Here is a 16,614-nt window from a genome sequence, read left to right on the forward strand (position 1 = left end):
GCCTGCACCAACCTGCACATCGTGACCGACGACGGCTCGAATGGCCGCAAGGCTCTGGTTACGCAGGTGCTCAAGGAGCTGATCGACGCGGGCAACCAGTACGATGCTGTTATTGCCATCGGCCCGATGATCATGATGAAGTTTGTCTGCGAGACCACCCGTCCGTACGGCATCAAGACCATCGTTTCCATGAACACCATCATGGTTGACGGTACCGGTATGTGCGGCGGCTGCCGTCTCACCGTTGGCGGCGAGACCAAGTTCGCATGCGTTGACGGCCCGGATTTCGACGGTCACCTCGTTGATTTTGACAGTGCAATGCGCCGCGGTGCCATGTACAAGGCACAGGAGCGCGCGGCTGTAGAGCGCCGCGAGGAGCATTGCAATCTGTTCAAGAAGGAGGTCAAGTAACATGCCGAATATGAATCCGAACAAGTGCCCGATGCCTGAGCAGGCGCCGGACGTCCGCAATAAGAACTTTGAAGAGGTAACGCTCGGCTATACCGCTGAAATGGCGATCGAGGAAGCACAGCGCTGCCTGAACTGCAAGAACAAGCCCTGCATGACCGGCTGCCCGGTACAGGTCAAGATTCCGGAGTTCATCTCTCTGGTTGCAGAGGGTAAGTTCCTCGAAGCGGCTGCCAAGATCAAGGAGACCTCCGCACTGCCGGCTGTCTGCGGCCGTGTCTGCCCGCAGGAGAGCCAGTGCGAGTGCCACTGCGTGCGCGGCATCAAGGGCGAGGCTGTAGCAATCGGCCGTCTGGAGCGCTTCGTTGCCGACTACGCGCGCGAAAACAGCACCGAGAAGGCAGTAAAGCCGGAATCCAACGGCCACAAGGTTGCCATCGTTGGTGCAGGCCCGGCCGGTCTGACCTGCGCAGGCGATCTGGCACGCATGGGCTACGAGGTTACCGTTTTCGAGGCACTGCACACCGCAGGCGGCGTACTCATGTACGGCATTCCGGAGTTCCGTCTGCCCAAGGCTATCGTGCAGAAGGAGATCGACACGCTGAAGGATCTCGGTGTTGCGTTCGTGCTGAACTTTGTTGTAGGCCGTTCTGAGACCATTGACGAGCTGTTCGGTGACGGTTACGAGGCAATTTTCGTTGGCTCCGGTGCCGGTCTGCCGACCTTTATCGGTGTTCCGGGCGAGAACGCAAACGGCGTTTACTCCGCAAACGAGTATCTGACCCGCATCAATCTGATGAAGGCATACAAGGAGAACTCCGACACCCCGATCTACCACGCTAAGAAGGTTGCAGTAGTCGGCGGCGGCAACGTTGCAATGGATGCTGCCCGCTGTGCAAAGCGCATGGGCGCGGAAGAGGTCTACATCGTATACCGCCGTTCCGAAAAGGAGCTCCCGGCTCGTCTGGAGGAGATTCACCACGCGAAGGAAGAGGGCGTTGTATTCAAGTTCCTGACTGCGCCGCTCGAGGTGCTGTCTGACGAGAATTTCAACGTCACCGGCCTCAAGTGCCAGCAGATGGAGCTGGGCGAGCCTGACGCATCCGGCCGCCGCCGTCCGATTCCGGTCGAGGGCAGCGAGTTTGTGCTCGACCTTGACTGCGTCATCGCGGCAATCGGCACCAGCCCGAACCCGCTGATCCGTCACACCACGCCGGGTCTGGATACCAACCGCAAGGGCTGCATCGTGGCTGACGATGAGCACGGCATCACCTCCAAGGACGGCGTATTCGCCGGCGGCGATGCTGTTACCGGCGCAGCTACCGTTATCCTCGCAATGGGCGCAGGCAAGCGCGCTGCGGCTGCGATGGACGAGTACATTAAGAATAAGAACAAGTAATTTCTGCTTAATATGAGGAAAGAAAAACCAGGTTGTGCATTAAGCCGCAACCTGGTTTTTGCAGTGCGTTCGATATAGCAGCGACAAGGAAGCCGGCTACCAGCCAAAAACTGACGGAAAACTCCAAAACCGACGAACAGAAATCATATAGCAGGCCGTATAGGGACGGACGAGAGTGCTGCTCAATACAAAGTCCGGTGCTGCTCGAACTGCTCGCGGTTGCGGCACTCATCATGACAAATTTCCTCTCTAATGTGGTGACGATGGTGCTGTTCTTCAATATCGGTCTGGCGCTGCTCTCCGGTTCCAACATGCATCTGGGAGCGTTTGCCGCTGTCATCGGTGTCGCAGCAGCTATGGCATCTCTGACGCCGTCCGCGTGTGCGCCGGCACCGCTCATCTTCGGACCGGGGCATGTGACGGTCCGCGGTGTGCTCAAGGCGAACCTCGTGTTCCTTGTGCTGTCCCTTGCGGCCTGTCTTGTTGTGGTCTATCCGCTCGCCTCTGCGGTGTTTGGATAAGAAAAGCATTTGCGCAGATAAAATCCCACTTGATGCCAGGTACGGTATCAAGTGGGATTGTCTGTTTTTGTTCGTTCGGACGGGAATACCAATGAATGGTTCTGATAACAGCAGATTTTATGCAAAACACAGCGCTCAGCGCGCCGAAAAATGTATGGGTCTAAATTCACATCTTCGGGTGCCATCGCCGCACCCATGTTGGCTGCGTCCTTGACGCCCATTTCGACCATTTTGCCGAACAGGACATGCGTCACGCGCACATCGCACGGCTCCGCGCCGTTCGGCACCGGCTCACTGCCGAGAATAGCCGCGCCTGCCGCAGTAGTCGTCCATTGTGCGGTTGGCGTGCGCTGCCCGCCGTAGGCCAGCGGAAAACGGTACTGCCGCTCCGCCGAGCAGAAATGCGAGGAAGCTGCCGCAAGCAGGCGGTCTGCCGCGCCGCTCTCGACCAGACAGCCGCCGAGCGCAAGACCCTGTGCCATCGTCGAGCATGCACCGTACTGCCCGAGATAGGGCACATTCGCGTGCATGGACGCTAAAAACGAGCCGATGCACTGGTTGAGCAGGTCGCCTGCAAGGATCAGGTCGAGCGAACGCTCGGGCAAGGTGGCTTTGCGCAGCGCAAGCCGGATGGCGGTCTTTTGCAGCTCGCTCTCTGCCAGTTCCCACGAGCGCTGCCCCATCCGGTCATTCTTCGCCACATAGTCAAACCGCTCACCGAGCGGGCCTTCGCCCTCTTTTTTGCCGACTGCCGCCGCGTGTCCGAGCAGATACGGTCGGTTTTCGAGCGCAAGCGTGCGCTTGCCGATGCGCTTTATCATACCGAACCGCCTCCCGTCAAAAACAGAATGAGACCGTAGATGACGCTTGCCGAAATGCCGTACACCAGCACCGGTCCCGCGATAACGAACAGCTTTGCACCCAGACCGAGGATAAGTCCCTCGCTTTTGAACTCCATCGCCGGAGAAACAATGGCGTTTGCAAAGCCGGTGATCGGTACAATCGTGCCTGCTCCCGCATATTTTGCAAGCTTTTCGTACAAATGCAGGCAGGTGAGCAGGGCACCGAGAAACACCATCGTAATGGCGGTTGCGGCGGCTGTGTCTTCGGTATCCAGTCCGCGGGAGAGCCAAAGCTGCCGCACACCCTCGCCGGCCGTGCAGATCGCACCGCCGATGAGAAACGCCAGCAGGCAGTCGCGCCACAGCGGCGAATTCGGGCTTTTGCGTTCGAGCAGCTGTTGATAGGTTTGTTTATCCAGTTTCATGCAAGGTTCCCCTTTCTGTACGCGTAGTTTGCCCAGCCGTTCCGGGATTATCCATCTGACCCTGTAAAATAAATGCGAACTGACCATTTTCGACAGACCATATTCGCGGTATGATAAATAAAACATATCAGATTAGGGGGATTTTTGATGGAATCCAAGAAGAAAGCGTTTTCGCTGTACGACATCGTGATGATCGGTCTGATGGCGGCAGTGGTATTCGTTGTTACCATGTTCCTTTCCATCCGCATTCCGACGCCGACAGGCACCACCATGATCAAGCTCGCAAACGCGTTCGTGCTGCTGTGCGGCCTGCTGCTCGGACCGGTTCGCGGCGGTCTTGCTGCCGGTATCGGCTCGATGATCTTCGACCTGATGACGCCGGAGTACGCACCGGAGGCGTGGATCACCTTCCTGCGTTTCTTCCTGATGGCATGGCTGTGCGGCGTGATCGCTTACGCCGGTGCCGCTGCCGCAAAGAAGTTTGCGCGCAACCTCGTGGCGTGCCTTGCAGGTGCGGTGTTCTCGTCGCTGCTGTACATGCTCAAGGGTATTATTGAGCTGATGATCGGCGGCAGTGCGCTGGTTCCGGCTTTTGTGGCCAATATTCCGAAGCTGATGACCTCGCCTCCGAATATCGTTATCGCGGTAGTTGTTGCAATGGCGCTTCTGCCGGCGCTGCAGAAGGCGATGAATTCGACCTCGTTCGGCCGCCATATGGCAGAAAAGTAAAGGCAATGTCGCACAATTAGAACTGCGGCGCGTCAGTACGCAAAATTTACTCGCAAACCGCTCTTGCCTAATGGTGTGGTATTAACTGCAAATCCGTTTGAGGACGCGCTCACTGATTACCGGTGGGCGCGTTTCTCATGCTTTGCAGAAAGCCAGATTTCGTGGTATACTGTAATCATCTAAAGAAAAGCACAGCGAGGAGGAAAACAGTATGGCGGATTTTGTATCGCATCATCTATTTGGCAGGCAGGCGCTGACGGTGTTTCCCGCACCGGCGCAGCGGGCAGCGGCGTGCCGTCCGGCATGCTTTTTCTGGGGGTGTCAGGGACCGGACCCGCTGTTTTACCGGAAAATCCTGTTCGGCAGTCCGCTGCACAAGCTGGGCAACCGCATGCACTCGGAGAAAACGGACGAGCTGTTTGCGGCGCTCTCGCGTGCGGTGCGCGACCTGAGCGGTGACGCGCAGGAGATCGCAGCGGCGTATTTCTATGGCTTCGTGTGCCATTATGCGCTCGACAGCGAGATTCATCCCTACGTTTACTGCCAGCAGGTGCGGTTCTGTGCTGAAAATCCGAAGCTGTCCGCATCGGCGGTGCACAGCCGCATTGAAAGTGACATTGACTATCTGATCTACGAACGTGCATGCCATCGCCCCATCACTGAGTTCGATCCGGAGGAACGCTACCGGCTTTCGCCGGTCGAGCAGGCGGTGCTGTCGGTTGTGCTGCACGCAACGCTCAAAACCGTATACGGAGCGGACGTTTCCACGCATGATCTGCGTCGTTCATTCGTGGAAATGACCTCGTGGGAGGGTTTTCTCTATTCGGAGAGCCGCGCCGTCTATCGCGGAGCGAAAAAGGCGGAAGCCTTGCTTGGTCGAGGCGCCCTGCTCACCGGTCACATGAAGCTCGAGCGTCCGGCGTGGGATGCGCTCAATCTGGCTCATCAGCCGTGGCATAACCTGTGGAAACCGGACGAAACCCGCACGGATTCCGTTCCGGAGCTGTTCGGTCTGGCGCGTATTCGTGCCGCCTCGCTCGCCGGACAGTACGCCGCGCAGTTTGACGCAGGCTGGCTGATGCACTATCACTTTGATGAGCCGTTCGACAGCGGCAACCCGAAAAAATGATAATGAAAAATAAAATGTGAGTGCATTTTTCATTTGTCATTGCGATTGCAAGGGAAAAAGACGGTAAAAGACAAAAGGCGCCTGAAAAGGCGTCTTTTGTGAGGCTGTCGAAAAACTATCGTTTTCCGAGCAGCCTCTCGTTCGAAACCACGCTTTCGAGCGAATACTGAAGAAAAACCGCGCCCTAACGGGCACATTTTTTCTTCCCTTGTATAAAAAGTCAGGTACACGCCCCGACTTTTTATGAATTTGCTTCGCAAATTCTATTTTATGCGTGCTGCCGCACGAAGCGTAAAAATTAAAATAATACTTTTTTGACAAACTGACAAAAGACGCCTGAAAAGGCGTCTTTTCTGTTAGACACCGCTACTTTTGTGTTAGTCACGGCTATTTTTGACCTGATTTCTTTGCAATACGGCAATGCCTGTGGTAAAATTGTAGGAAATCCGAAAGGAGGTGCAGCGACCGTGCAGTATGTGCTGTACTATTTTATTGCAGTCAGCGTCATCGGCGCGATTGTCTGTATTTACGATAAGCTCGCCGCGGCTCGCGGCTGGAGGCGTGTGCCCGAGCGCACGCTGTTTTTCTGGGCGCTGATTGGCGGCGGGCCGGGCGTGTATGCCACCATGCTCATCATCCGTCACAAGACCCTGCACCATATTTTCATGCTCGGCATACCGGCAATTATGGTTCTACAGGGAGCAATTATTGTTGGTGTTTATAACATTCTGTATATGAAGGGACTGCTATGACAAACGCACTTATCCATATTTTCATCCGCGATGCGGAAAACACCGGCGATTCGCAGGTGCGTGAAAAATTCGGCGTGCTGTCCGGCGCGGTCGGACTGGCATGCAACCTGTTCCTGTTTGCACTCAAGCTGATCATTGGTCTGCTTACAGGGTCGATTTCCATCGCGGCGGACGCATTCAACAACCTGTCGGACGGTCTGTCCTGCCTGATTTCCATTGTCGGCTTCAAGGTTTCCGGCAAGGAGCCGGATGCGAAGCACCCGTTCGGCTACGGACGTACCGAGTACATCGCGGGACTGATCGTCTCGTTCATCATCATTCTGGTCGGCTTCGAGTTTTTCAAAACCTCGCTCGACCGCATTCTGCATCCGGCTGCCGTAGCGTTCTCGGCGGTGCTGATGGGAATTCTTGCCGTATCCATGCTGGTTAAGCTGTGGATGGGCGCATTCAACGTCAATATCGGCCGCAGAATCGATTCTCCGGTGCTGATGGCTGCCGGTCAGGACAGCCGTAATGATGTTATTACCACGGCTGTTGTCGTACTCGGCATGGTAGCCGGCCGGTTTACCACGCTGCCGGTGGACGGCTATGTGGGCGTTGCCGTTGCCGCGTTCATTCTCTGGTCGGGCATCGGCATTGCGAAGGATACGGTTGCGCCGCTGCTCGGCGAAGCCGCCGATCCGGTGGTTGCCCGCAATATCCGGCGGATTGTAATGGAATCCGACCATATTGTCGGCGTACACGATATGATCATCCACAACTACGGCGCAGGACGCTCGATTGCGTCGCTGCATGCTGAGGTGCCGAGTGACTCGGACTTTGTGGCTGTGCACGAGGAAATCGACGAGGCCGAAAAGCGTGTCTGGCAGCAGACCGGTGTGTATCTAGTCATTCACATGGATCCGATCGATATCAATAATGCGTATGTCAACGCGCTGCGTGAGCAGACCGACGGCGTGCTCCGTGAGATCGACGGACAGCTTACCATGCACGACTTCCGCGTAGTGGACGGCAAACGCCAGATCAACCTGATTTTCGACGTTGTTGTGCCGTTTTCCTATGATGAGGATGCCAAACGCGACCTGCTGATGAAGATCTATGACAGCCTGAAAGCGATCGACTCGCGCTATAATCCGGTTGTAACGCTCGATCATCAGATGTGATAAGAAAATAATAAGCAGAAAAAGGAGGTGCTTTCGCATCTCCTTTTTCTGCTAAAAATAGCATAGAAAAACGGTAGGAAACAAAATAATCCGCGAAAACGGCAAGTTATCATTGCAATAACCCGAAAATTTGCTATAATGAAGATAGCGTTTTTACGCTTTATCAGATAACATTATTGTTTGGGGGAATTTAAGTGAGCTTTTTCTCGGGCCTGCTTTCCGCACTTCCCGGTGCAGTGGCGCAGGGTTTGATCTGGGGACTGATGGCGATCGGCGTATTCATCACCTTTAAGGTGCTCGATCTGGCCGACCTGACCGTCGATGGTACGATGGCGACCGGCGGTGCGGTGTGCATCGTTATGATGACGCACGGCGCGAATGTATGGGTGGCAATGCTGTGCGCTTTCCTTGCCGGCATGCTGGCCGGACTGATTACCGGTATTCTGCATACCTGTATGGGTATTCCGGCGATTCTGGCCGGTATTTTGACACAGCTGGCGCTGTTCTCCATTAACCTGCGCATTATGGACAAAAAAGCAAATGTAGCGATCAATCCGGACAACTACAAGCTGCTTGTATCGCTGCGCAACGTCAAGAAGCTGACTATCGAAAATCCGATTTTCGTTGCGGCTGTCTTTACGATTGTGGTTATCGCGCTGCTGTACTGGTTCTTCGGTACGGCGCTCGGCTGCTCCATCCGTGCGACCGGCGCAAACCCGAACATGAGCCGTGCACAGGGCATCAACGTGGATTTTGTCAAGGTGCTCGGCCTGATGCTGTCCAACGGTCTGGTTGCGCTGGCAAGTGCGCTGTACTGCCAGTATCAGGGCTTCGCGGATGTCAACGCCGGCCGTGGCGCTATCGTTATCGGCCTTGCCGCTGTCATCATCGGTGAGGTGCTATTCAGCCGTATTTTCCGCAACTTTGCGCTGCGCCTGCTCGGCGTATCGCTCGGTGCGGTTGTGTACTATCTGGTTATTCAGGTGGTCCTCAACCTCGGCCTGAACACCAACGACCTGAAGCTGATCTCGGCTTTCGTCGTTGCAATCTTCCTTGCTGTTCCGTACTGGAAGGGCAAGTATTTCCGCGGTGCAGCCAAGAGTGCCGCAAAGACTGATGCGAAGGAGGCCAAGTAACATGCTGCAGCTCAAAGGGATTTACAAGACCTTCAACGCGGGCACGGTAAACGAAAAGCGTGCCATTGACAACCTGAACCTGACCCTGGAGGACGGCGATTTTGTCACCATCATCGGCGGCAACGGCGCCGGCAAGTCCACCACGCTGAACCTGATCGCAGGCGTGTATCCGGTGGATGCGGGCATGATTCATCTGAACGGCTACGATCTGACCAATTTGCCCGAGCATAAGCGCGCGCGTTTCCTCGGCCGCGTATTTCAGGACCCGATGATGGGTACTGCCGCTACCATGGGTATCGAGGAGAATCTGGCGTTGGCATACCGCCGCGGTCAGAAGCGCGGCCTCGGCTCCGGTATCACGAACGAGGAACGCGAGCTGTATCGTGAAAAGCTGGCAACGCTCGGTCTGGGACTGGAGAACCGCATGACCAGTAAGGTCGGTCTGCTGTCCGGCGGTCAGCGTCAGGCACTGACCCTGCTGATGGCCACCCTGCGCAAGCCGGATCTGCTGCTGCTCGACGAGCATACCGCAGCGCTCGATCCGAAAACCGCAGATAAGGTGCTGCAGATCACCGAAGAGATCGTCGCACGCGACAACCTCACCACACTGATGGTAACGCATAACATGAAGAACGCCATCCAGTACGGCAACCGTCTGATTATGATGGATGCCGGTCGCGTTGTCGTTGATATCCGCGGTGAGGAAAAGAAGAACCTTACCGTCCGCGACCTGCTCGAGAAGTTCAATATCGAGAGCGACCGTATGCTGCTCAGCGAATAAGGCGAATAGAAAGACCCCGGAACCTGGTTTCGGGGTCTTTTTGTGTTCATTTTTCATTTTCCAATCGCAATTCTCCATTGATTTGCCAACCGAGCGGTGTCCGCTGGAACAAAGCATTGTGCAGCCCTGTCAGTGCCTGCCATGTGGCTCGATCGGTAATGCCGGTCTCGGGCAGCTGAAAAATTTTCTGTGCATGTCTGACAGCGGACTGTGTATCCGCATCGTACTCGCCGGTGAGCGGCACGGCGGCAATCCGGTTATAATGCGGCGCAGTTTCGCCCAGCATGAGCTGGAGCACATACACCGTGGGACTTTTCGCGCCCGGCTTCAGCACGGCATCGCTCTCCGGCGGGAAGAATGCCGTCTGCATGGGAAGTGCATCGGCGGCGATAAGCGCGGCATATGTAGCGTAGATGGCGTTCCATGTGCGCTGGTCGGCGATGCCCGTCACCGGAAGGCAGTTCTGCTGCTGGTATTCGCGCACGGCAGCGGCAGTCTTTGCATCCCAGATGCCGTCCGGCACGAGCGGTGCAGCACTGCCCTCAGCCTGCTGAATACGCCGCAGAAAGGTCTGCAAATCGAAAATATGGCTGCATTTTTGTGCATCGGTGTACAATCACGTTGCCTCCTCTCCAACGGGATAGCCGGGATACTGTCCTCTGGCACTCTGGCTGCCGACCAGCACGGTTTCGGCGAGATCAGCCATGCCTTCCCAGGTCAGCGGGCCGATAGCGCCCGTGGTGGGCAGACCGAGCAGCGACTGGATGACTGACACCGAGGACTCGGTCGCGTCTCCGAAAATGCCGTCTACCGTGACAGCGGGCACTTCGGCGTAGCCGCGGGCGATGATGTTGATGAGCTGCTGCGCCTGCCGCACGGCTTCGCCGCGCATCCCCTTGACGAGAAAGGTTTCCGGCAGGCCGATAAATTCTTCGAGCCACTCCTGCTCAGGCTGGGCGAGCAGCACGGATTGGTAGGTGGAAAGCAGGGAATACCACGTCTCTCGATCCACCACACCGGTGATGGGCAGGCCGACAAGCCGCTGATACGCAGCCACGGCTTCGCGGGTCTGCGGACCGAAAATACCGTCGATTTGTCCCGCCTGCCAGCGCGGCAGAGCGTCATAAAACTCGCCGACGATGGCAAGCAAATACTGCAAAAGCTGTACGCCCGGGCCGCTCATGCCCTCGGTCAGCCGTTCGGGATACTGGCGGGAGATCTCACTGAGGGTCAGTCCCTCGCTGTTGAGCTCGCTCAGGCGCTTGACATTATTATAAATGAACGCGATGCGGTACCATGTTGCCGGGCCGACAAGACCGTCCTCGGTGAGGTTGAACTGCCGCTGGAACGCCCGCACGGCGCGTTCGGTGTCCGCGCTGAACACGCCGTCTGTGGGATAGATTTTCGGAATGTTCGGGAAATTGGTTGAAATGCGGTTAAGGCGCGTTTGAATCGTGCGGACATCCTCGGAAAAATCGCCAAGCCGCAGCGTTACACCGGGAAATGACCCGCCGAGATTGGGCGAGAGCGGTGCACCGGTGACGAAATTGATGTCGCTGCCGTAAAACGACTGCAAGATCTGCTCGGCGGAAAGTCCCTGCTCGGCCAGCGGCACGGTTCCCCACTGGCTAAGCCCGCCCGGACAGGTGACGGTCGTGCCGTTGCAGTATTGCGTGAACAGCGGCTCGATGGAATCGCCGCGGGTGAGGTAAGTGCCGATCATATCGTCTACGATGGTGGAAATATTCTCGAAAATATCCCGTCCGGGCACAAAGGACTGGTCATACCGCGTGGAATTGGTGATGTCAAAATCGTAGCCTTGCGCGCGGTACCATTCGGTGAATACACGGTTGAGCACATAGGACATTTGTGCGTACACGTTGGCGCGGATGGCCTGCTCGGGCCAGGTCGGATAAATCTCGGACGAGGCAACATTTTTGATGTAATCGGCAAACGGTACGGTGATATTCTGCGCATTCGAGGACGGCGCACCGAGGTGCACCGTGATGGTTTCCGGTATGGAAACATAGGGTTCGGGCAAAGCAATCCCTCCTTTTACGGATTCTCCGGCAACTCGGGATCGAGTGCCTGCGGCGCACCGGTGGCGGTCAGGTCGGTCTGCGCGAAGCTCTGGTTTTCCGCGAGCGGTGTAAGCGCCACGGGCAGCATGGTCGGCACGCCGGAGAACATGGCGATGTGCAGCGCGGTCAGCGGCGTGTAGCCCTCGGCGGAGATTTCGACCGTGTAGACCGCAAACGGCGGACCGCTGCCCGGACTCAGCGAGTTGCTACGCGGCGGCGTTGTCAGTATCATGGACGGCGTCATGCCGCCGGAGTCGGTCGTGACCGAGTAAAGCAGCGTGCGCATGCCGGTATCATCCGGCGCGGTGGAGACCGAAACGATGGCGTTTTCAAGCGGCAGTGCGCCTAACGCGGTCGTGACGAGTACACGCAGTTCGGCGGTGCCGTCGGTCAGTTCAGCCATAAAAAAACCTCCTTGTCAGCAGGTGGAAAAACAGATATACTAAAGGTAACAGCCGCAAAGGCGGCAAAATCTCGAAAGGCGGGGACAGTATGCAGGATTACAAAACAATGATCTCCATGTGTGCAGAGCAGGAGGAGAAGTTTCAGTTTGAGCATTTTTCGCGCGAGGATGCGCTGAAAATCGGCCTCAAGCTGCATGAAAACGCAAAGGAGCAGCCGGTTGCGGTTGAGATTACGGTGAACGGTCTGGTCGTGTTCCGCTGCTTCGGTGAGGGCGCAAAGCCGGACAGCGAACTGTGGCTCGCGCGCAAGCGCAACGCGGTTGACCTGATGGAAACGTCCTCGCTGCGGTTTTTCGCAGAGCTGGAGGACGCAGGTGAGACCTTCGCGGACCGCAAGCTCGACCCGAACGAGTACGCCGCAGGCGGCGGTTTCCCGATCCGGCTGCGCGGTACCGGCGTGATCGGTTCCATCTGCGTTTCCGGTTATCCGGATCATGTGGATGATCATCAGCTTATCATTAACACACTGGCGGAGTATTTCGCATAATTGAGCATTTTAAATGGAGAATGGAAGATGAACGTATCATTTTTCATTCTCCATTATTTTTATACTATTTTGACATGATAATGCCGGAACCATCGGTCAAGCTGGATGATATACGCGAAAATCTGCGGGGTGCGCATCAGCTGTCCGAACCACGGTTCGGCGAGGCTTTCCGGTCGCTGCATGAGTTTTTGTACGGCATTCCGGTCGAACAGGGAAGCGGCGACCGAGGTGTTATCCTCGAAAATACGGCGGACATAGTCCGCGCACAAGCGGGTATAAACCGGATGAAAGGTTTTCGGATACGGACTTTTCTTGCGGTAAACGATCTCTTTGGGCAGTTCATCGGCAAAGGCGCGGCGCACGATGCCCTTTTCGCGTCCCTCGAGCGACTTGAAGTCCCACGGCATGTTATAGGCATATTCGACAATGCGGTGGTCGCAGAAGGGCACGCGAACCTCAAGACCGGAGTACATGCTCATGCGGTCCTTGCGGTCGAGCAGGGTCGCCATGAACCAGTCAAGATTGAGCACGAACATTTCACGCATCCGGGCTGCTTTTTTGTCATCGGACGGCAGCCTGGGTGCGCGGGCGCAGGTGTCGCGGTAGTGCTGGTGCACAAATTCCTCGCCGTTTCTAACGGCATCCGGTGTGAGCAGACCCAGCCGCAGACCGACCGACCGTGACCACGGAAACGTATCTTCAAACAGAATTTCCTCACGGTGGTACCACGGATAGCCGCCGAATAACTCGTCGGCGCACTCGCCGGACAGGCAAACGGTGGTTCCGCCGCGCTTGACGGCCGCACAGAACAGCAGCAGGGAGGAGTCCACATCCGCCATGCCGGGCAGCGCACGTGCATCCGTCGCGGGCAGCAGGGCCGCGCACAGTGCCTCCGGCTCGAGCACAACGCGATGATGGTGCGTACTGAGAAAATCCACCATTTGGTCAATATACGAATCGTCACTATTAGGTTGAAATATACTCTTTGTAAAATATTTATCGTTGTCCCGATAATCCACCGACCAGGTATGCAGCGTTTCGCCGCGGGCCGCGTAATCTTTCGCCGCCAGCATGGACAGGATGGACGAATCCAGTCCGCCGGACAGGAAACACGCCAGCGGCACATCGCTGACCAGCTGACGGCGGGCGGCATCGCAGATGAGCGTGTGCGTGCGCTCGACGGTAGTCGGCAGGTCGTCCTCATGCTCGTGCGCCTCGAGTTTCCAGTAGGTGTGATCGGTGAAGGCTTCCGGCGTAAGAACCGCAAAATGCCCGGGCATAAGTGAGGAAATCTGCCGAAAAACACCGGATTCCGGCGGGCGAGCCGGACCGAGCAGCAGCAGCGTGCGCAGACCATCCTCGTCGAGCGCAGGCTCGATCTCCGGATGGCACAGCACGGTGTCAATGGTCGAACCGAAGGTCAGACCGTTGCGAATGGGAGCGAAAAACAGCGGTTTCACGCCCAGTCGGTCGCGGCAGAGCGTCAGTCGGCGTTCGCGTTTCTCCCAGATGGCAAAGGCGAAAATGCCGTTCAGCCGCGCAAATGCGTCGGTTTTCCACTCGAGATAGGCGTGCAGCAGCACTTCAGTGTCCGAATGTCCGACAAACTCGTGACCGCGTGACATAAGTTCTGTACGCAATTCCGGCGTGTTATATAACTCTCCGTTATATATAAGGATAGTATTTCTGTCGGGAGAACACATTGGCTGCTTGCCGCCCTCCGGATCAATGACGATCAGCCGCCGATGGATAAGCGCTGTGTCCTCGTCAAAATACGTGCCTTCGGCATCCGGCCCGCGCGGCGTAAGCGTTCGCTTCATTCCGTGAAGGATCGGTCCGCCGCGGCGTGCGTCGCGTTCATAATCGACAAAACCGCCGATACCACACATAGGCGATTCCTCCTCTGATTGATGGTTTCCTTCTGTTATATGTATTAAATGTGAAAAATATGAAGTGAAATCGTAATTTTTCTAAAAAATATAAGCGGCGACAGAACAGGATGAGGATTGCGTGCAATGTGCGTTCGTTCCTGCCGACATTTGGCAGAAACGCACAAAAAATGGAGTGCGGATTTTATCAGTAAAAAGAATGTTAAATCCTTGACAAATGGTTTCCGAACGATATAATAGAGATAGACATGCTCCAAACAAGGACCTCGCTGGGCGCGGCGCTGCGGCCAATGACCGTGTGCGCTGTGTTTTTGTGCGTGTCCGCTATTATTTATTTTTGGGAGGTTTATGGCATGGATTTTAGGCTTACAAAAGAAGAAGCACTGTTCCAGAAGATGTGCCGCGAGTTCGCTCTGAATGAAGTAGAGCCGATCGCAGCTGAGATCGATGCGGAAGAGCGCTATCCGGAGGAAACCGTTCAGAAGCTGATGAAGTACGGCCTGATGGGCATTCAGTTCCCGAAGGAAGTCGGCGGCTCCGGCGGTAACTATATCTGCTATTCTATCGCTATCGAAGAGATGAGCCGCGTATGCGGTACCACCGGCGGCATTATGTCCGCTCACGGCACCCTGGGTGCTTGGCCGATTTACGCTTTCGGTACCCCGGAGCAGAAGGAAAAGTGGCTGCGTCCGCTGATCGAGCCGAAGGAAGGCGCCAAGATCGGTGCATTCGGCCTGACCGAGCCGAACGCAGGTACCGACTCCGCTGCACAGCAGACCATTGCTGTTAAGCAGGAGGACGGCTCCTACATCATGAACGGCTCCAAGGTGTTCATCACCGGCGGCGGCCGTGCAGATACCTACGTTGTATTTGCTATGACCGACAAGACCAAGGGCAACAAGGGCATTTCTGCGTTCATCGTTGACAAGGACGACCCGGGCTTCTCCATCGGCAAGATCGAGCACAAGATGGGCATCCGTGGTTCTCAGACCGCTGAGCTGATCTTCGAGGACGTTCATCTGCCGGCAGACCGTCTGCTGGGCAAGGAGAACGGCGGCTTCAAGATCGCTATGATGACTCTGGACGGCGGCCGTATCGGTATCGCTTCTCAGGCTCTGGGCATCGCACAGGGCGCTCTGGATAAGGCTATCCAGTACATGAAGGAGCGCGTACAGTTCGGCAAGACCCTTGACAAGTTCCAGGGCCTGCAGTGGATGGTAGCTGACATGGCAACTCAGATCGACGCTGCTCGTCTGCTGGTTCGCCGTGCTGCATTCAACCACGATGTTGGTCTGCCGTTCACCAAGGAAGCTGCTATGGCTAAGCTGTACGCTTCTGAGGTTGCAATGGACGTTACCACCAAGTGCGTACAGATTTACGGCGGCTACGGTTACATCCGTGAGTACCCGATGGAGCGCATGATGCGTGACGCTAAGATCACCGAGATCTACGAGGGCACTTCTCAGGTTCAGAGAATGGTCATCGCTGGTCAGGTTCTGCGCTAAGAAAAGGAGGAAAACTGAACTATGAAGGCAATTGTTTGTGTAAAGCAGGTTCCGGATACCTCCGGCAAGGTTGCTGTTAATCCCGATGGCACCCTGAATCGTGCATCCATGCAGACCATCACCAACCCGGACGACCTGAACGCTGTAGAGGCTGCTCTGAAGCTGAAGGACGCTACCGGCTGCAAGGTCGTTGTTATTACCATGGGTCCTCCCCCGGCAGAGGGCATGCTGCGTGAGCTGATCGCTCGCGGCGCTGATGAAGGCGTTCTGGTTTCCGCTCGTGAGTTCGGCGGTTCCGATACCTTTGCTACTTCCCAGATCCTGGCTGCTGCTGTTAAGAAGGTTGGCCTGGAGAAGGACGACATCGTATTCTGCGGCCGTCAGGCTATCGACGGTGATACCGCTCAGGTTGGTTCTCAGATCGCTGAGAAGCTGGACATCCCGCAGGTTTCCTACGTTGCCGGCATCGAGAAGGATGGCGACAAGGTTGTTGTTAAGCGTATGCTCGAGGACGGCCACATGACCATCGAGACCCAGACCCCGTGCCTGCTGACCTGCATTAAGGAGCTGAACGAGCCCCGCTACATGTCCCTCGGCGGCATCATGGACTGCTACTCCGCTCCGGTTTCCGTATATGATTACAACACCCTGAAGGACGATCCGCTGATCGATCCGACCACCATTGGTCTGAAGGGTTCTCCCACCAATATCTTCAAGTCTTTCACTCCCCCGCAGAAGGGTCAGGGCAAGATGCTCGAGGGCGCTGACAAGGCTACCTGTGAGACTCTGGCGGCTGAACTGCTGAAGAAGCATATTATCTGATTGAAAGGAGAACAGAACAATGGCTGATTTTAATAACACCAACCTCGCCGATTTTTCCGGCGTATGGGTATTCTGTGAGCA

Annotated in this window: 18 protein-coding genes; 12 read left to right on the plus strand and 6 right to left on the minus strand. The window is 56.2% G+C overall.

Annotation, left to right across the window (positions count from 1 at the left end; translation table 11 throughout):
* From DWZ82_RS14225 to DWZ82_RS14235, 3 genes are all read left to right on the plus strand, one after another.
* Positions 1 to 411, plus strand: a 411-nt coding sequence (locus tag DWZ82_RS14225; protein ID WP_442861243.1) for an iron-sulfur cluster-binding protein, incomplete at its 5' end; no start/stop codon positions are given.
* Between the two features lies 1 nt (position 412).
* Complete coding sequence (gltA, locus tag DWZ82_RS14230) at positions 413 to 1,807, plus strand: NADPH-dependent glutamate synthase (protein ID WP_118481344.1); 1,395 nt, start codon at positions 413 to 415, stop codon at positions 1,805 to 1,807.
* Between the two features lie 197 nt (positions 1,808 to 2,004).
* Entirely contained in the window at positions 2,005 to 2,328 is a 324-nt protein-coding gene (locus DWZ82_RS14235) for a hypothetical protein (RefSeq protein WP_118481345.1), read from the plus strand.
* A 47-nt stretch (positions 2,329 to 2,375) separates the two neighbouring features.
* Here DWZ82_RS14235 and DWZ82_RS14240 read toward each other — a convergent pair whose 3' ends face one another.
* Together DWZ82_RS14240 and spoVAC are read right to left on the minus strand one after the other, a co-directional pair.
* Positions 2,376 to 3,149 carry a hypothetical protein gene (locus tag DWZ82_RS14240; RefSeq protein WP_118481346.1) on the minus strand — a complete coding sequence of 258 codons (774 nt, stop codon included), beginning with the start codon at positions 3,147 to 3,149 and terminating at the stop codon, positions 2,376 to 2,378.
* Positions 3,146 to 3,595, minus strand: coding sequence for a stage V sporulation protein AC (spoVAC, locus tag DWZ82_RS14245; RefSeq protein WP_117489141.1), 450 nt, complete (start codon positions 3,593 to 3,595; stop codon positions 3,146 to 3,148). The genes DWZ82_RS14240 and spoVAC overlap by 4 nt, the downstream gene beginning before the upstream one ends.
* Positions 3,596 to 3,742: 147 nt before the next feature.
* On the opposite strand from spoVAC, the gene DWZ82_RS14250 reads away from it, so the two are divergent.
* The 6 genes from DWZ82_RS14250 (at position 3,743) to DWZ82_RS14275 (ending at position 9,285) form a co-directional block, all read left to right on the plus strand.
* On the plus strand, positions 3,743 to 4,324 hold the full coding sequence (locus DWZ82_RS14250; protein ID WP_118481347.1) for an ECF transporter S component: 582 nt from the start codon (positions 3,743 to 3,745) through the stop codon (positions 4,322 to 4,324).
* Between the two features lie 211 nt (positions 4,325 to 4,535).
* On the plus strand, positions 4,536 to 5,453 hold the full coding sequence (locus DWZ82_RS14255) for a zinc dependent phospholipase C family protein (RefSeq protein ID WP_118481348.1): 918 nt from the start codon (positions 4,536 to 4,538) through the stop codon (positions 5,451 to 5,453).
* 467 nt (positions 5,454 to 5,920) lie between these two features.
* Positions 5,921 to 6,205 carry a DUF1294 domain-containing protein gene (locus tag DWZ82_RS14260; protein WP_118361165.1) on the plus strand — a complete coding sequence of 95 codons (285 nt, stop codon included), beginning with the start codon at positions 5,921 to 5,923 and terminating at the stop codon, positions 6,203 to 6,205.
* A complete protein-coding gene (locus tag DWZ82_RS14265; RefSeq protein ID WP_118361163.1) occupies positions 6,202 to 7,368 on the plus strand; it encodes a cation diffusion facilitator family transporter in 1,167 nt (388 codons plus the stop codon). The genes DWZ82_RS14260 and DWZ82_RS14265 overlap by 4 nt, the downstream gene beginning before the upstream one ends.
* Before the next feature lie 194 nt (positions 7,369 to 7,562).
* Positions 7,563 to 8,504: an ABC transporter permease gene (locus DWZ82_RS14270; RefSeq protein ID WP_118481349.1), complete on the plus strand. Its 942-nt coding sequence runs from the start codon at positions 7,563 to 7,565 to the stop codon at positions 8,502 to 8,504.
* Position 8,505: 1 nt separating this feature from the next.
* Complete coding sequence (locus DWZ82_RS14275; RefSeq protein ID WP_110435947.1) at positions 8,506 to 9,285, plus strand: ABC transporter ATP-binding protein; 780 nt, start codon at positions 8,506 to 8,508, stop codon at positions 9,283 to 9,285.
* A 46-nt stretch (positions 9,286 to 9,331) separates the two neighbouring features.
* Here DWZ82_RS14275 and DWZ82_RS14280 read toward each other — a convergent pair whose 3' ends face one another.
* The 3 genes from DWZ82_RS14280 to DWZ82_RS14290 are packed head-to-tail and all read right to left on the minus strand — an operon-like array spanning position 9,332 to position 11,769.
* Entirely contained in the window at positions 9,332 to 9,901 is a 570-nt protein-coding gene (locus tag DWZ82_RS14280; protein ID WP_118286044.1) for a peptidoglycan-binding domain-containing protein, read from the minus strand.
* A complete protein-coding gene (locus tag DWZ82_RS14285) occupies positions 9,902 to 11,326 on the minus strand; it encodes a peptidoglycan-binding protein (RefSeq protein ID WP_118481350.1) in 1,425 nt (474 codons plus the stop codon).
* Between the two features lie 14 nt (positions 11,327 to 11,340).
* Positions 11,341 to 11,769, minus strand: coding sequence for a carboxypeptidase regulatory-like domain-containing protein (locus DWZ82_RS14290; protein ID WP_117489129.1), 429 nt, complete (start codon positions 11,767 to 11,769; stop codon positions 11,341 to 11,343).
* 89 nt (positions 11,770 to 11,858) lie between these two features.
* On the opposite strand from DWZ82_RS14290, the gene DWZ82_RS14295 reads away from it, so the two are divergent.
* Entirely contained in the window at positions 11,859 to 12,317 is a 459-nt protein-coding gene (locus DWZ82_RS14295) for a heme-degrading domain-containing protein (protein WP_118481351.1), read from the plus strand.
* Positions 12,318 to 12,376: 59 nt separating this feature from the next.
* Here DWZ82_RS14295 and asnB read toward each other — a convergent pair whose 3' ends face one another.
* Positions 12,377 to 14,206 carry an asparagine synthase (glutamine-hydrolyzing) gene (gene asnB / locus DWZ82_RS14300; protein ID WP_118481352.1) on the minus strand — a complete coding sequence of 610 codons (1,830 nt, stop codon included), beginning with the start codon at positions 14,204 to 14,206 and terminating at the stop codon, positions 12,377 to 12,379.
* Positions 14,207 to 14,559: 353 nt separating this feature from the next.
* Between asnB and DWZ82_RS14305 the strand changes: the two genes are divergently transcribed.
* Together DWZ82_RS14305 and acrB are read left to right on the plus strand one after the other, a co-directional pair.
* Positions 14,560 to 15,711, plus strand: a complete 1,152-nt coding sequence (locus DWZ82_RS14305) for an acyl-CoA dehydrogenase (protein WP_118361151.1) — start codon at positions 14,560 to 14,562, stop codon at positions 15,709 to 15,711.
* A gap of 21 nt (positions 15,712 to 15,732) precedes the next feature.
* The gene (gene acrB / locus DWZ82_RS14310) at positions 15,733 to 16,533 is read left to right on the plus strand and encodes an acryloyl-CoA reductase electron transfer subunit gamma (protein ID WP_118361149.1); all 801 of its coding nucleotides are present in this window, start codon (positions 15,733 to 15,735) and stop codon (positions 16,531 to 16,533) included.
* Positions 16,534 to 16,614 lie beyond the last annotated feature (81 nt).

This window comes from Butyricicoccus sp. AF35-5AC (genome assembly GCF_003477715.1).
Taxonomy (GTDB): domain Bacteria; phylum Bacillota; class Clostridia; order Oscillospirales; family Butyricicoccaceae; genus Agathobaculum; species Agathobaculum butyriciproducens.

Coding starts and splice junctions, on each gene's coding strand:
- gltA (WP_118481344.1), top strand. CDS start 413: ATGCCGAATATGAATCCGAACAAGTGCCCGATGCCTGAGCAGGCGCCG.
- DWZ82_RS14240 (WP_118481346.1), bottom strand. CDS start 3,149: ATGATAAAGCGCATCGGCAAGCGCACGCTTGCGCTCGAAAACCGACCG.
- spoVAC (WP_117489141.1), bottom strand. CDS start 3,595: ATGAAACTGGATAAACAAACCTATCAACAGCTGCTCGAACGCAAAAGC.
- DWZ82_RS14250 (WP_118481347.1), top strand. CDS start 3,743: ATGGAATCCAAGAAGAAAGCGTTTTCGCTGTACGACATCGTGATGATC.
- DWZ82_RS14255 (WP_118481348.1), top strand. CDS start 4,536: ATGGCGGATTTTGTATCGCATCATCTATTTGGCAGGCAGGCGCTGACG.
- DWZ82_RS14265 (WP_118361163.1), top strand. CDS start 6,202: ATGACAAACGCACTTATCCATATTTTCATCCGCGATGCGGAAAACACC.
- DWZ82_RS14275 (WP_110435947.1), top strand. CDS start 8,506: ATGCTGCAGCTCAAAGGGATTTACAAGACCTTCAACGCGGGCACGGTA.
- DWZ82_RS14290 (WP_117489129.1), bottom strand. CDS start 11,769: ATGGCTGAACTGACCGACGGCACCGCCGAACTGCGTGTACTCGTCACG.
- DWZ82_RS14295 (WP_118481351.1), top strand. CDS start 11,859: ATGCAGGATTACAAAACAATGATCTCCATGTGTGCAGAGCAGGAGGAG.
- asnB (WP_118481352.1), bottom strand. CDS start 14,206: ATGTGTGGTATCGGCGGTTTTGTCGATTATGAACGCGACGCACGCCGC.
- DWZ82_RS14305 (WP_118361151.1), top strand. CDS start 14,560: ATGGATTTTAGGCTTACAAAAGAAGAAGCACTGTTCCAGAAGATGTGC.
- acrB (WP_118361149.1), top strand. CDS start 15,733: ATGAAGGCAATTGTTTGTGTAAAGCAGGTTCCGGATACCTCCGGCAAG.